This is a genomic window from Vibrio sp. A8-1, from assembly GCF_013048685.1.
Lineage (GTDB): Bacteria > Pseudomonadota > Gammaproteobacteria > Enterobacterales > Vibrionaceae > Vibrio > Vibrio metschnikovii.
Genome location: NZ_VHTC01000005.1, coordinates 45,888 through 61,175 on the forward strand (window position 1 = coordinate 45,888; position 15,288 = coordinate 61,175).

Annotated in this window: 14 protein-coding genes and 1 other annotated feature (1 of these 15 cut by a window edge); of the genes, 2 read left to right on the forward strand and 12 right to left on the reverse strand. The window is 43.9% G+C overall.

Going from position 1 to position 15,288, the window contains the following annotated elements:
- Nucleotides 1-70: 70 nt before the first annotated feature.
- From deoC to FKN93_RS03940, 6 genes are all read right to left on the reverse strand, one after another.
- Nucleotides 71-847, reverse strand: a complete 777-nt coding sequence (deoC, locus tag FKN93_RS03915) for a deoxyribose-phosphate aldolase (RefSeq protein ID WP_004395911.1) — start codon at nt 845-847, stop codon at nt 71-73.
- 588 nt (nt 848-1,435) lie between these two features.
- Entirely contained in the window at nt 1,436-2,692 is a 1,257-nt protein-coding gene (locus FKN93_RS03920; protein ID WP_004395912.1) for a NupC/NupG family nucleoside CNT transporter, read from the reverse strand.
- A 180-nt stretch (nt 2,693-2,872) separates the two neighbouring features.
- Nucleotides 2,873-3,679, reverse strand: coding sequence for a TatD family hydrolase (locus FKN93_RS03925; protein ID WP_170904543.1), 807 nt, complete (start codon nt 3,677-3,679; stop codon nt 2,873-2,875).
- A gap of 11 nt (nt 3,680-3,690) precedes the next feature.
- A complete protein-coding gene (locus tag FKN93_RS03930; RefSeq protein ID WP_170904518.1) occupies nt 3,691-3,879 on the reverse strand; it encodes a hypothetical protein in 189 nt (62 codons plus the stop codon).
- Nucleotides 3,880-3,906: 27 nt separating this feature from the next.
- Nucleotides 3,907-4,680, reverse strand: a complete 774-nt coding sequence (gene yaaA, locus FKN93_RS03935) for a peroxide stress protein YaaA (RefSeq protein ID WP_170904544.1) — start codon at nt 4,678-4,680, stop codon at nt 3,907-3,909.
- Nucleotides 4,681-4,844: 164 nt separating this feature from the next.
- The gene (locus tag FKN93_RS03940) at nt 4,845-6,272 is read right to left on the reverse strand and encodes a sodium:alanine symporter family protein (protein WP_040904666.1); all 1,428 of its coding nucleotides are present in this window, start codon (nt 6,270-6,272) and stop codon (nt 4,845-4,847) included.
- A gap of 898 nt (nt 6,273-7,170) precedes the next feature.
- Between FKN93_RS03940 and FKN93_RS03945 the strand changes: the two genes are divergently transcribed.
- Nucleotides 7,171-7,350 (forward strand): DUF3545 family protein, encoded by a 180-nt coding sequence (locus tag FKN93_RS03945; protein WP_004395917.1) that lies wholly within the window; start codon nt 7,171-7,173, stop codon nt 7,348-7,350.
- 61 nt (nt 7,351-7,411) lie between these two features.
- On the opposite strand, the gene FKN93_RS03950 is transcribed toward FKN93_RS03945, so the two are convergent.
- The 3 genes from FKN93_RS03950 to nfo form a co-directional block, all read right to left on the reverse strand.
- On the reverse strand, nt 7,412-7,963 hold the full coding sequence (locus FKN93_RS03950) for a hemerythrin domain-containing protein (protein WP_004395918.1): 552 nt from the start codon (nt 7,961-7,963) through the stop codon (nt 7,412-7,414).
- A gap of 97 nt (nt 7,964-8,060) precedes the next feature.
- Nucleotides 8,061-8,741, reverse strand: coding sequence for a uracil-DNA glycosylase (gene ung / locus FKN93_RS03955; protein WP_170904545.1), 681 nt, complete (start codon nt 8,739-8,741; stop codon nt 8,061-8,063).
- An 83-nt stretch (nt 8,742-8,824) separates the two neighbouring features.
- Complete coding sequence (gene nfo, locus FKN93_RS03960; protein ID WP_158144238.1) at nt 8,825-9,709, reverse strand: deoxyribonuclease IV; 885 nt, start codon at nt 9,707-9,709, stop codon at nt 8,825-8,827.
- Between the two features lie 326 nt (nt 9,710-10,035).
- On the opposite strand from nfo, the gene grcA reads away from it, so the two are divergent.
- Nucleotides 10,036-10,413 carry an autonomous glycyl radical cofactor GrcA gene (grcA, locus tag FKN93_RS03965; protein WP_004395921.1) on the forward strand — a complete coding sequence of 126 codons (378 nt, stop codon included), beginning with the start codon at nt 10,036-10,038 and terminating at the stop codon, nt 10,411-10,413.
- Nucleotides 10,414-10,538: 125 nt separating this feature from the next.
- On the opposite strand, the gene thrC is transcribed toward grcA, so the two are convergent.
- The 3 genes from thrC to thrA are packed head-to-tail and all read right to left on the reverse strand — an operon-like array spanning nt 10,539 to nt 15,247.
- Nucleotides 10,539-11,816 (reverse strand): threonine synthase, encoded by a 1,278-nt coding sequence (thrC, locus tag FKN93_RS03970; protein WP_170904546.1) that lies wholly within the window; start codon nt 11,814-11,816, stop codon nt 10,539-10,541.
- Nucleotides 11,813-12,769, reverse strand: coding sequence for a homoserine kinase (gene thrB / locus FKN93_RS03975; protein WP_154169075.1), 957 nt, complete (start codon nt 12,767-12,769; stop codon nt 11,813-11,815). The genes thrC and thrB overlap by 4 nt, the downstream gene beginning before the upstream one ends.
- An 18-nt stretch (nt 12,770-12,787) precedes the next feature.
- The gene (gene thrA, locus FKN93_RS03980; RefSeq protein WP_170904547.1) at nt 12,788-15,247 is read right to left on the reverse strand and encodes a bifunctional aspartate kinase/homoserine dehydrogenase I; all 2,460 of its coding nucleotides are present in this window, start codon (nt 15,245-15,247) and stop codon (nt 12,788-12,790) included.
- A 32-nt stretch (nt 15,248-15,279) separates the two neighbouring features.
- Nucleotides 15,280-15,288, reverse strand: a sequence feature (Thr leader region); it runs 113 nt beyond the window's last position.

The window sequence follows — 15,288 nt, forward strand, 5'->3', positions numbered from 1 at the left end:
CAGATGCTGAAATTATCGAGGGAAAAACAAAGTAAGTAATGCTTAGCACTACTTACTTGCTCGTTAATGATTAATAAGCGCTAGGATCGGCTTGTTGATCGGTCACCTCTAACGTATTTAATAAGTTAGTTAACAGACTCGAAGCGCCGAAGCGATAATGGCGGCTATCAGCCCAACCTTGGCCAAGAATGTCATCTGCCATGGCTAAATATTGCGCGGCATCTTCTGCGGTACGTACACCACCGGCAGGTTTAAAACCTACCTGTTTCGCAACGCCTAAATCACGGATCACTTCAAGCATCATGCGCGCATACTCAGGTGTCGCATTGACAGGCACTTTACCGGTTGAGGTTTTGATAAAATCCGCACCCGCTTCGATACTGATTTGTGAAGCTTTCTTGATTAAGGCTTCTTGTTTTAACTCACCCGTCTCGATGATGACTTTCAGTAAAATATCACCGCAAGCTTGTTTGCACTGCTTAACCAGTTCAAAACCGACTTGTTCATTGCCAGCAATCAAAGCTCGGTATGGGAATACGACGTCAACCTCATCAGCACCATAAGCAACCGCGGCTTTGGTTTCAGCCACCGCGATGTCAATATCATCATTACCGTGTGGAAAATTGGTGACTGTGGCAATGCGAATCTCTGGAGTACCTTGCTCACGAAGGGTCTTCTTAGCAATAGGAATAAAACGTGGGTAGATACAGATCGCCGCCGTATTACCTACTGGGCTTTTTGCATCATGACAGAGCTGGATCACTTTGGCGTCCGTATCGTCATCATTTAATGTGGTTAAATCCATCAATTTCAGTGCGCGTAGCGCTGCGGCTTTTAAATCGCTCATTTCTATCTCCGATCAATATATTCAATTCATTGACTAGTGAGTAAGACGTCACTCGACATAGTCACAAAATGAACGGACTTGGTTCCTTGAAGACTCGGTGTTTTGCACCAATTGCTATCCCTGTCACCGCACAATGCCAATAAGCTTTATGGCATAACCGTCTGTGATTGCGGTACACAATATTGCTCAAGCAACCACTTGTTGGAAGTTGATGGTTATGCCACAAGCTTCCATTACAATCGATCGCTCTGATGCTCTGCTTCACCCTTGTTCGATAATAAAAACCGTGAATCCATCACTCGTTTTATTGTCACAATATTGGGGGCATATAAAGGCGAATAAGCTGTGATCTACAGTATAACTCTTCGCAACAAAACCCTAGCACAACACTCAGAGCAAACGGTTTGTATCTCAAAATAATCGTTATCATCCATCATGGACAATTCATTTATTAAACTGTCTTAGCGAACCTTATCGTGTGAAAGACAAGGAACTGTGTTTTCTTGGTCAACAAAACAGAAAAACCCCGCAGCAATCTCTTGCTACGGGGTTGTGTTAAATGGCGTCTATATCGTTTTCTTTACTAAATTAGAAAGAAAGGAATAGGCCAGCAATGGTTGCTGCCATCAAGTTAGATAGCGTACCAGCAACCACAGCCTTGATACCCATACGAGCGATATCACCACGGCGTGAAGGAGCCAAGCTACCTAAACCACCCAACAAAATCGCAATTGAAGATAAGTTAGCAAAACCACACAATGCAAAGGAGATGATCGCTTTGGTTTTCTCAGTCAGTACAACTGGTGCTGCATCACTTAGGTACGGTGCAAATTGAGAGTAAGCTACGAATTCGTTAGCAACGGTTTTTAGACCGATAAACTCACCAGCGATAGTCGCTTCCGCCCATGGCACACCCAATAGGAATGCAAGAGGAGCAAAAACAAGACCTAGAATCATCTCTAGTGTCAGCTCTGGCATACCGAACCAACCACCGATACCACCAAGCATACCGTTGATAAGAGCGATCAAACCGATGAAAGCAATTAACATCGCACCAACGTTTAGTGCTAGTTGCAGACCAGCTGAAGCACCGCCTGCCGCCGCATCAATCACGTTAGCTGGTTTATCAGCTTCAGCCGCTTCGATACCTTCGATTTGATCAACCGGTTTATCGGTTTCAGGCATGATGATTTTAGCAAACAGTAGACCACCTGGTGCCGCCATGAATGATGCCGCAACTAAGTATTCAATTGGCACGCCCATTGATGCGTAACCCGCTAGAACACCACCAGCAATAGAAGCTAGACCACCACACATCACCGCAAACAGTTCAGATTGCGTCATCTTAGGTACAAACGGACGAACCACAAGTGGTGCTTCGGTTTGACCAACGAAAATGTTCGCAGCCGCTGACATTGATTCTGCGCGAGAAGTGCCTAATGCTTTCTGTAACGCACCACCTAAAATTCGGATAACCCATTGCATAACGCCGAGGTAATACAGAACTGAGATTAATGCAGAGAAGAAAATAAGTGTTGGTAGTACGCGAAAAGCAAAGATGAAGCCTCCGCCACCAAATACTTCAAACATTTTACCAGAAACTAGGCCACCAAACATAAACTCAGTACCGTTATTACCATAGTTGATAACATTCGACACTGCGTCAGAGAGACCACGAAGGAGTTCTTGACCCCATGGTACATACAAAATGAATGCGCCAAGGGAAAATTGGATAGCAAAAGCACCACCCACGGTTCTGATATTGATAGCTTTACGGTTTGATGAGAGTAATACTGCGATTCCCAGTAATACAACCATTCCGATTAGGCTCATAAACAGGCTCATAGTTTATGGCTTCCTTATAAGTTAGAAGTTAATTAGGTGTTGGCGTGTGGCAAAATAGAGCTCAAAAGCGAAGCGATTATACTTATCTCAACCACAATAAAATAATGCTTTCCTCACACTTTCTTATAAGATTAATAATCCATTCACACACTTATGTGACACGAGTCACTATTGATAAACTTATTTGTTACTCTCATCACGCTCATCGGCGGTAGAAAGACCAAACAACCTATGGCTGGTTTGCCAAATAATGGGCGCAATCTGCTCAGGCTCTGTTTGATGTAACCTGGCCAACTCCCGCAGCACCAAAGGCAGTCGTAAAGGACAATTAGCTTGACCTTGATAGCCCAATAGCGGCATATCCGGTGCATCGGTTTCAAGCACTAAGTCTTCAATCGATACCGAAGCAATAGCTTGACGCGTTTTATTGGCTCTTGGATAAGTAATCACACCGCCTACACCTAATTTAAACCCTAAATCAATAAACTGCTTCGCCTCTTGCCTACTGCCTGAAAACGCGTGTAAAACACCACCTTGGGTAAATTTCATCTGCTTTATCATCTGTATGAGCCGCTGATGGGTTTTACGACTATGAAGAATGACTGGCTTCTGAAAAGCTTGAGCGATGGAAAGCTGTCCAATCAGGAGTGCTTCTTGACGCTCTGCGGGTTGATCAATCAGCGCATCCAAACCACATTCGCCAATCGCCACACAGGCGTGCTGAGCAACCGAAAGCTTATGCTCTAATTGTTGTAATAATTGGGCAGGAGTTGATAAAGGAATAAAATGAGGGTGAATGCCAAGCGCATAGAAAAGACAATCTGAGTCGCGTGACACTAACTGCTCAATTCTCGCCCAGCTCTCCGGACTTGTCGATGGAATGAGAAAACGCTCAACGCCTTGCATTTTAGCTTGAGCTAAGTCGCTGGCTAATGTCGGTTCAAAAACAGGTAAGTCCAAGTGACTGTGGGTATCAAATAATTGCACAGTACCATACCTTAAGCGCGCGAATCGGGTGAACCATCACGCTCAGTATGACGCGCAGGATCCGCTCGATAAGCCACACAACTGCGCTTTTGTTCGGGCGTTAACCCCATCTGTTGACACCATGCATCGTAGCGAGCCAGTGTCTGTTTTAGCCATTGCCACATAGTTTTTCCCTCTCCAGAGTCTGTGGTTAATGCCATCTATTATTCCACAACATCATCGTGGCGTTATTGCTCTTCACGCTTAAAGACCAGCTCGGTAGGGCTCGACTCTTGAGGAACAAAGTAATAGCCAGCGGTAGTGAAATGGGTCAGCTCTTCAACCGAGGTGACTTGATTATCAATAATATAACGCGCCATCATGCCGCGAGCTTTTTTAGCATAAAAACTGATCACTTTATATTGTCCGTTTTTGGCGTCTTTAAAAATTGGCGTGATCACTTGTGCATCAAGCTGATTGATTTTCACCGCTTTAAAATATTCGTTCGAGGCCAAATTGATCAGCACATTATCGCCTTGTACCTCAATCGCCTGATTGAGCTTTTCAGTAATGATAGAACCCCAAAATTGATACAAATTACTACCACGAGGATTGGCTAATTTGGTGCCCATTTCTAAACGATAAGGCTGCATTAAATCGAGCGGCTTAAGTAAACCATATAAGCCTGATAACATCCGTAGATGCTGCTGAGCAAAACGCAAACTCTCTTCAGATAAGCTTTGCGCATCAAGACCGGTATATACATCACCTTTAAAAGCGAAAATCGCTTGGCGGGCGTTGTCTAAGCTAAACTGCTCACTCCACTGTGCAAAACGAGCGACGTTTAATCCAGCAATCGTATCACTGACTTTCATTAATGCTGAAATATCGTCGGGAGTTAATTGACGACAGACGTCAATCAGCAGCTTGGAGTGCTCGATCAGTTCCGGTTGAGTGTGCTCTTGACTTGGTAAAGGCGATTCATAATCCAGAGTTTTAGCAGGAGAAACCACAATCAGCATTGTTCTATCCTAATATCGTTTTACTTAGAGAGTTGAGCCGTTAGATTAACAAAAAAAGCCACACATTGTCTGCATGGCTTTTTCTATCTTATCCATTGAGCCTAACAATAGGCTTAACTGGCTACCAGCAAAGATGAACCCTCATAACAGGTCATCCTCGGCGATTATTTGCTTTTGCTGTCCCAAATACCATCTTCTAACTGAGATTTTAGCTCTGGGTAATCGTTGGCATCAAAGGTTGGTAACTTACCGGCTTTCAGTTGACGGTTGTAGTCTTTCGCCAATTTAACCACCGTTCCTGAGAGCAGCAAAATCGCAATTAAGTTGACAATCGCCATCAAGCCCATCGTAACATCAGCCATCGACCAAACGGTAGGTAATGTTGCAAGCGAACCGAACATCACCATGCCCAGCACGATCATTCGAAAAACCACCAAGCCTTTTTTATTATTATGCTCAAGGAAAATCAGGTTGGTTTCAGCATAAGAGTAATTGGCAATAATGGAGGTAAAGGCGAAGAAGAAAATCGCTAAGGCAATAAAAATACTTCCCCAATCACCAACTTGTGAACTCAGTGCACGCTGGGTAAGCTCAATACCGGTAATTTCACCGTGAGGAACATACTCTCCAGACATAAGAATGATCGCAACGGTCGCCGAACAGATGACTATCGTATCAACGAAAACCCCAAGCATCTGTACGTATCCTTGTGAGGCTGGATGCGGAGGATAAGGCGTGGCAGAAGCTGCCGCGTTAGGTGCCGAGCCCATGCCCGCTTCGTTCGAAAATAGCCCGCGTTTAACACCATGAATCATTGCTTGAGCAATCGCATAGCCTAAGCCACCCGCCGCCGCTTGCTCTAAACCAAACGCGCTTCTAAACACTAAGCTTAGTACTGACGGTAACTTTTCGATGTTTAGGATCACCACGACCATAGCAATCAAAATATAGGCCAAGGCCATGATCGGTACAATCAGCTCGGCAGTACGAGCAATCTTACGAATCCCACCAAAAATCACAAACGAAGAGATTAAAACAATCGCGATGCCAACATAAAGCGGATCAAAACCAAAAGCGGTGTGCATCGCACTGGAAATCGAATTGGCTTGCACTGCATTGAACACTAAACCGAAAGCGATGATAAGGAAGATAGAAAACAGCACGCCCATCCAACGCATGCCTAAGCCTTTTTCCATGTAATAAGCGGGACCACCACGATAGTTTCCATCTCTATCACGGGTTTTATACAGCTGAGCTAGAGTACTTTCCGCGAAAGACGTCGCCATACCAAGCATCGCCGTCATCCACATCCAAAAAATGGCACCAGGACCACCTAATGTCAAAGCGACCGCAACCCCGGCCATATTACCGGTACCAACACGAGCCGCTAAGCTGGTGCATAAGGCTTGGAAAGAAGAGATACCAGATTGGTCTGATTTTCGGCTGTTTCTCAATACACTGAACATATGACCGAAATGACGAAACTGGATAAATCCTAAACGGACCGTGAAGTAAATCCCTACCCCGACTAAAAGATAAACCAGAATCGATCCCCAAAGCAGGTCGTTCATTAAATTAATTAAGTCTGTCACAAGAACCTCTCTTAGAATGTGTGTTGAGTTGACCAGCCGATCAGCACGAAAAGGTGAATGAGCATCCCAGAAAATAATTCGTATTACGGGAGCCATTAAGCGTGATTCAACACTTTTTAGGTCGTTAAAATAATGCAGTAAATTTTTTGACGGGCGGATAATGCTACCTCAATCAGCAAAAATCAATATGCAACATAACTCATCTTTATGTTATTTTTTACTATAAAGTCACCATTTATTAACACAAACGCGACCATTAAACCCCAAATAAACCAATAAAAAACAAACAAAATACCAACAAAACAGAATAAAAAAACCGCACAAACCTCATGTTGCATAATCCTAATCTCATTGGCTGAGAATCTAGCTATCACAGTGCATGACTGAATTTTTTGTCAGTAAAATGTCATAAAACACAACCAAGCGAGCAATAAATCATCAAGCAGTCAATTTCTAGCGTTGAATGTAACGTTTTATTAACAAGATTTTTCTGGCAATAAAAACGTTTGCGCGAATCGGTTGCGTCTTTTTTGTACAGAAAAAAGTTCAAAAATGTGAAAGAACAACGAAAAAAAAGCCGTTCAATCGATAAAAAGTCATAAATGAGAAATGAATCATGGCTAAGATTAAGTTTCATATGCTATACCCAAATCGCAATGAGATGCAGCGCGGACTTACATCATAAAACAAGCTGGTTGATGTAAGATCTTAACTTAAGTGCTGTAACTTCAAGTAGGAAGGGAATATCTAGCATGATGTTTACGATGTAGACCCAACCCACAGGATACCTGCGATAGATGCCGTCTGTTGTGCTCTTTAATGAACGAGTATCTCATCAGCGAAGCTATGGCGGTATGCAGTGGAGAGGGAGAATGGCTTATGACAATGAGGCTTGCTTATGGATGACTTGCACTTTGATCAACTACTAGACATGGAAATGACCAAGATTCGCGCTAGCCGCAGTAAACCAGTGAAACGAATGTGGAGAGAAATTGAAGCAATACGGGATAAAAAACGCTTAGAGAAAGAGCTACTTGATATGGATGTCTGCTTGGATCTCGACAGCATAAAACTGTAACTATGTAATAAGGCGCACTGAGCTATTCGGTGCGCCTTATTATTGATGGTCATCTTATTATCTAAATGCACTCTGACTCACTTTTCCTGACTCGCCGAGCCAACTGGGTGAATCGATCAGCGATGGTTTCGCCAAAGACAGGATCATCTTCGTGGCCACTCCAGATAGATTCAACCTGCTGCCAATCTGAAATACTAAAAGCATCTTCAATCAATGGAAAAACCGACTGCTCTTCTAACTCTAGGTGACGCTGCTGCTGTTCAATAAAATCGGTCAATTTTTCGATAAAGACATCTTGAGGCACGACAGCATCTTGCAAAATCATTTCTACGATCAACAAAAATGCTTGCGTCTGCTCAGCCAGCAACTCATGTTCTTGCTCCAAGTTTTCGACCATCGGAGTCGTGGGGTAGTTCTGCTGATAGTAGTGATAAAGCACATTCTCTTTCGGGTGATGAACTGATTGAGAATGAGAGCCTAAATAATCAACAATTTCTTTAATCAGACTATAGTTGATCAGCTGCTCTGTATTGAGCAACTGTAACTTTTCGCGCAGTATGGTGAGTAGACGAGCCATGTACTCATGTTCGCGACGGATCCTTTCTAACATCATGATAAGCCTCCCTGACAGATCGTAAACCAATCGTATTCTTTGGTTTGATTGTTCAGTATAGCTCAAAAAACAGCCAACCCTTCAAGGTCTCGCGCTTTCAGACATCCAATTTCGGTTGCCAATCGATAGCTTGCTTACCTTGCTGTTCAAGTAATTGATTCGTCATTGAGAAGTGTTTGCAGCCTAAAAATCCACGATGGGCAGAGAGGGGGGAAGGATGCGGGGCCTCTAAAACATGATGACGCTGACGATCGATCATCTTGCCTTTTTTTTGTGCATGAGCTCCCCATAATAAAAAAACAATCCCTTGTCCGTGTTGATTTAATGCTTCAATGACACGATCAGTAAACGTTTCCCAGCCACTGTTGGCATGAGAGTGAGCCTTACCCTGCTCGACAGTTAATACCGTATTGAGTAGAAGAACGCCTTGATCGGCCCAACTTTTTAGGTAGCCATGGTTCGGGATGCTAAACCCTCTGATATCTTGTGCCAGCTCTTTGTATATATTCACTAATGAGGGCGGCGTCTTAACTTGTGGTAACACCGAAAAACAAAGACCATGAGCTTGGTTTGGCCCATGGTAAGGATCCTGACCAAGAATCACTACCTTAACATCATGAAATTCCGTTAAACGAAAAGCGTTAAAAACCTCTGTTGCCGGAGGATAAATTACTTTTCCAGACCGTCTTTCTTGTTCAACAAAGGCTAGCGTATTTTTAAAATAGCCTTGCTGTTTTTCATGACCAATAACCTCATGCCAAGTCAATGATTGCCCCATAAAAAAGCCCTATAATATGAATAGTCAGCCCATTGTATACTCAAACGACCTCCGATTGCAGATAGGCAGATGGACTCGATTAATCAAACCGACAACGCTTGGTGATGATAATCCCGTAGTGTTTGAATTTCTTGTGCCCAGATATCAGGTTCAATCGTTTCTAAAATCAAAGGGATACCATTAAATCGGCTATCTTGAGCGATATACTCAAAGCATGTCCACCCAATCTCACCTTGCCCTAATGAGTGATGACGATCGACTCGACTACCCAAGGGGGATTTTGAATCATTAATATGCATAGCACGCAAATAATGCATACCAACGATCTGATCAAAAAGTGCGAAAGTCTGCTCACAATCGGCTTTAGTTCGTAAATCATAACCCGCGGCAAAGGTATGGCATGTATCAAGGCAAACGCCGACTCTCGATTGATCATCCACTTGTTCGATGATTTCGGCAAGCTGCTCAAAACGCCAACCTAAATTGCTCCCCTGACCGGCCGTGTTTTCAATCACCGCAACAACGTCAGGAACGGCCTGATGAGCTAAGTTTATCGATTGAGCAATATGACGAAGGCATTCACTTTCAGAGATTTGCTTCAAATGACTACCCGGATGAAAATTGAGTAGCGATAATCCTAATTGTCGGCAACGTTGCATCTCATCAATAAACGCCGCTCTTGATTTGGCAAGCTTATCCGCCTCTGGTGCGCCTAAATTAATCAAATAAGAATCATGCGGCAAAATGTGGTCATGGTTAAAACCTAGTCGTGCGCAATTGGCTTTAAACGCTTTTATCGTCTCGATATCTAAAGGCTTAGCCACCCATTGGCGCTGATTTTTAGTAAATAAGGCAAAAGCATTCGCTCCTATTTGGTGAGCGCGGATCGGCGCTTGATCAACACCACCAGCAGCAGAGACATGAGCACCAAAATATTTGGTTTTTGAAGGTTCTATCGTACTTGTCATTGAGTCACTTTTTTACTTTCAGTTTTAGTTAGATAACTGTCTGATGCTACGTAATACAGGCTAAAAACACACCTAAGAATGTAGTAATTTTACAAGAAAACAAGATTAAAATTTATTTTAAACATTCAAAAAATAAATGAACTCATTGTTTATTATCGACTTATTGATTGAGATCAATTCTACAGCCGATTCAAAAACAAGCAACATTGATGTTTTTTGACCCAAATCAATACTTAAAGTGGGGATATAAGCTATATAATACCCAGCTCAACACGTATTGAAAATTAACACCAATAATGCCACATTCAGTGGGCAAGGAGACAGTAATGATCCAAGGTATCCAAATCACTAAAGCCGCCAATGACGACCTGCTTAACTCTATCTGGCTGATCGATAGCCAAACCAATCAAGCACGCTGCGTAGCGGCAGTCAAAGGCTATGAAGCAGACCAAGTCGTTGCGCTGAGCGAATTTGGCGATTATGAAAGTCGTGAAGTAGCGGTTGAAACCACTCCTCGTATTGAAGGTGGTCAACACCTAAACGTTAACGTACTAAAACGTGAAACGTTAGAAGATGCCGTCGCTAACCCAGAAAAATACCCACAATTAACCATTCGTGTTTCTGGTTATGCGGTGCGTTTTAACTCACTGACGACCGAACAACAACGCGATGTGATTGCACGTACTTTTACTGAATCACTATAATCGTGAGTTAAGTGGTTATCTTGATATGATAACCCTGAATATAAAAACGGCGTCTATGACTATAGACGCCGTTTTCTATTTATTCCGACACGACTTTGCATGGCAGTTCAAGCGTAAACTCAATATTACAAAGCCACTAAGCGCGCTTTCAATTGCGTAAAATCCGCATCAAGCTGTTCAGAAAGCAAAGTCATCACGGCATGTTTAGCAAGCGGTGCAGGGAGATCAATATCGCTACCTAAAATATCATCGACCACTTCTTTAAACTTCGCAGGATGCGCGGTACATAAAAATAACCCGGTTTCACCTGGTTGTAATTGCTGAGTTAAGAGGCGATAACCAATCGCGCCATGTGGCTCACACAAATAGCCAAGCTCATTGAGTTCTTGTACCGCTTGAGCGCTTTCATTATCCGAGACTGAGCCTTTACCTAACGTATCTAAACCCCAGCTTTGTAATCGACATAGCTCTTCAATACGTGGCCAGTTGTTCGGCTGACTCACATCCATCGCATTGGCGGTGGTGGCGACGGTTGGTTTCGGATCCCATTTTCCCGTCTCAAGATAACGTGGCACGGTATCATTGGCATTAGTTGCGGCGATAAAACGTTTGACCGGTAACCCCATGGCTTTAGCAAATAAGCCAGCCGTCAAGTTACCAAAATTGCCGCTAGGGACACTGATGACTAAGTTTTCTCGCTCCGCTTTACTAAGCTGAGCAACCGCTTCAAAGTAATAACAAATTTGCGCCATTAAGCGACTAATATTAATCGAATTAGCTGAATTAAGGCCGATTTGCTGACGCAGATCGGCATCATCAAAGGCTTGCTTGACTAGTGCTTGGCAAGCATCAAAGTCACCGTTCACCGCAATGGTATGAATGTTGCCGCCTAGGGTACAAAATAGCTTTTCTTGTAACGGACTAATTTTTCCTTTCGGGTACAAAATCACCACATTAATGTTAGGCATACCATAAAAAGCATGGGCAACAGCCGCTCCTGTATCACCGGATGTCGCAGTGAGAATAGTAATTTTACCGCCATCAGAGACCGCCGCGAGAGATTGAGCCATGAAGCGGCCACCAAAATCTTTAAACGCTAGCGTCGGTCCATGAAAAAGCTCTAATGCATAAATACCTTGGTTGATCGCTTTAATCGGCGCGGGAAATTGAAACGCCTGATTGACCATCTCGGTCACTTTTTCCGTGGCCAGTTCATCACCAATTAACGCAGATAAAATCTTACTGCTACGCGAGATAAAATCTTCATCTAATAGCGCGTCAATATCACTAAATGTCGGTAGTTGTGCGGGGAAAAAGAGCCCCTGATTACGACCTAAGCCTTGGCGAACGGCTTGGGAAAAAGAGACTTGTTGATCATTTTCTTTGATGTTGTACAGCTTCATAATTGACTTCCTGTTACTTGTGATCCTTGCTTGTCTAGACGACAAATATGCACGAATCCTTGTTCATTTTGTAAATAATTTTTTTCAAGCCACTTCGCAACGCGCTCGGCAACGTCTTGCTGCTGACAAATACTAAATAAAGTTGGCCCGCTACCTGAGATCCCCGTGACCAGAGCCCCGGCAGATTTGGCATACTCGCGGGCTTGGCTAAAACCAGGTAACAGTTTTTCACGATATGGCTCAGCAATCACATCTTTGATCATCGTGGCAGCCAATTCCGGTTGCTGAGTATGGCAAGCATGAATAAAGCCAGCCAGATGACGGCCATGAGCAATCACATCTTGACGACGATATTGAGCGGGTAAAATAGCCCGAGCTTCAGCGGTTGAAACTTTGATCCCAGGGTAAGCCATGACCCAAAACCACTGATCAAAACCCGGTACAGGTTGGCTGATTATGCCTTGCTCCTCAATCATCAACTGCAAGCCACCTAAGTAGCATGGTGCGACATTATCATAATGAATGCCACCGGAGATTTTTCCTTCCATTTCCCCCATTAATGCCAGTAATTCAGTCTCGTTCAATGGTTGGCCATGAAAGCGATTTAAGGCATCGAGCGCGGCAACAATTGAACAAGCGCTAGAACCAAGTCCAGATCCAATCGGCATGTTTTTCTCTAGGGTCATCACGAGAGGCTTTACGGCGATCTGCTTGATGGTTAATTCACGAACAAATACCGTCCAACAGTCATAAACAATATTTTGCTCAGGATCGCTAGGCAGTTTATCGACAAAGCGCCCCGCGGTTTTGAGTTCAAAAGGCAGGCTTCCCGCTTGAACGCACACTCGGTCGCCTAATAAACTGCCATCAATCGGAGAGACGGCGGCACCCAGAACATCAAAACCGACGCTCACATTCCCAATCGAGGCTGGCGCGTAAACTACTACACTCATATCACTTGAACTCATCGCTTAAACCCCTAACTTCCAGCCTAATGTCCGCATCACATCGGCAAAAACACCCGCAGCAGTGACCTCAGTACCAGCACCATAGCCACGAAGTACCAACGGGATCGGCTGATAATAACGGCTGTAAAATGCCAGTGCATTCTCACCATCTTTGACCTTAAACATCGGGTCGTTTTCATCAACCATCGCGAGACGAACTTGGCAACGCCCAGCGCAAATTTCTGCTACGTAGCGAAGTACACGGCCTTGCTGACGCGCTTGATCAACTAACTGTGCAAAATAGTGGTCAGCTTGGGGTAAACGAGCAATAAACACTTCAACACTGCCTGAAGCATCAAAACCCGGTGGTAAAGCTGGCTCAACCTCGACATCATTCAGTTCAAGCGCTAAACCAGATTCACGAGCCAAAATTAGTAACTTACGCGCTACATCAATCCCAGACAAATCATCTCGGGGATCCGGCTCAGTAAAGCCTTTCTCTTTGGCTAATAACGTCGCCTGACTAAAAGTCAGTCCCTCATCCAATTTACCAAAAATAAACGAGAGAGAACCGGATAAAATACCGTTAAATTGCTCAAGTTCATCCCCTGCGGCAATCAAGTTTTGTAAATTTTCAATAACCGGTAGACCAGCCCCGACGGTAGTTTCATACATTAATTTACGGCGCGACTGACGAGCTACATTACGTAATTGCTGATAGTAAGCCATGCTACCTGTATTGGCTTTTTTATTAGGCGTCACCACATGAAAGCCTGCGGCAAGAAAATCGGCATATTGGCTAGCAATCACTTCGCTAGACGTACAATCAACTAATACTGGATTAATAATATGATTGCGTTGAACCAGAGCGGTTAAATTGGCTAAAGAGAAAGCCTCCGTCGCGGCGCTCATTCTATCTCGCCAATGCTCTAATGGCAGGCCGTCAGCATCGAGTAATAACCCTTTACTATTCGCTAAACCACAGACGCGGATCACGATACCTTTGGCAGCAAGTTTGGTTTGTTGACGATAAATTTGATCCACCAGTTCACCGCCAACACCACCGATGCCAACCACAAACACATCAAGGAAATGTTTTGAGTTAAACAAATTTTCGTGACACGCTTTAATGGCAGGTGAGACTTTATCTTCTGGGATCACCGCAGAAATCGCTCGTTCGGAAGAGCCTTGAGCAATGGCAACAATGTTGACATGTGCTTCGGTTAACGAAGCAAAAAATTGTGCCGCCACGCCACGTGAGGTGCGCATGCCATCACCAACCAATGTAATGATCGACAAATCGTTCATAAACTCAACCGGCTCCAACAAGCCTTCTTTTAGTTCCAACTCAAATGCTTCGGCTAATGCTTGTTGAGCTAACCGTTTATCTTGGGCTTCAATACAAAAGCTAATGCTGTATTCAGAAGACGACTGAGTGATCAAGACAATCGATACCCCAGCAGTAGACATTGCACCGAATACACGACTCGCCATACCAACCATGCCCTTCATACCCGGTCCGGATACGTTAACCATGGTCAAATGATTCAAGGTCGTGATGCCTTTGATCGCCAGTTGATCTTCACCCGTATCTTGACCAATTAATGTCCCCGCCCCTTGCGGATTAAAGCTGTTTTTGATCAAACATGGGATATGGAATTGAGCGATTGGGGCGATAGTTTTGGGGTGCAACACCGAAGCACCAAAATAAGACAACTCCATTGCTTCTTGATAGCTAAGCGACTTGAGTAAGCGAGCATCAGCAACCAAACGAGGGTCACAGTTATACACACCATCAACGTCGGTCCAGATTTCACAACATTCTGCGCGTAAACACGCCGCCAATACTGCCGCAGAATAATCCGATCCATTACGCCCTAAACAAACCAGCTCACCTTTTTTATTACCAGCGGTGAAACCAGGCATGATATGGACATGTTGCTTGGGTAATGGGGACTGTAAAAAATTTTGTGTCGAAAGTTCAACATCGACCATGGCTTCCAAATAATCACCTTTAGCGATGAGATACTGAACTGGATCAATTAAATTGACCGCTAAACCTTTGGCTTGGATGACCGCTTTCATTAGCTGTATAGAAATACGCTCACCTTTACTGATGATCCGTGCATTAACATTATCAGGACACATGCCTAACAGATGAATACCATACACAAACTGACGCAGTTGAGTCATAGATTGATCTACTTGTCGATGATAAGCAGCGCCGTCTATCTTGGGGAGCTGAGCTTGAATATCATTAAACAAACGTTGGAATGACTGTTCCAGTTCAAGCACTTGCCTTTCAACATCACCATGACGTAACGCCGTATCGATAATCGCCACTAGCTTATTGGTGGTTTTACCCGGTGCTGAAAGCACAATGGCCACGCCTTCTTGTTGAGCATTGTTAACGATAATATCGGCCGCTCTCAATAGACGTTCAGCATCCGCTAATGATGAACCTCCAAATTTTAATACTCGCATCCCTTTCTCCAAACTCGTCAAAATAATAGGTATAAAAAAAG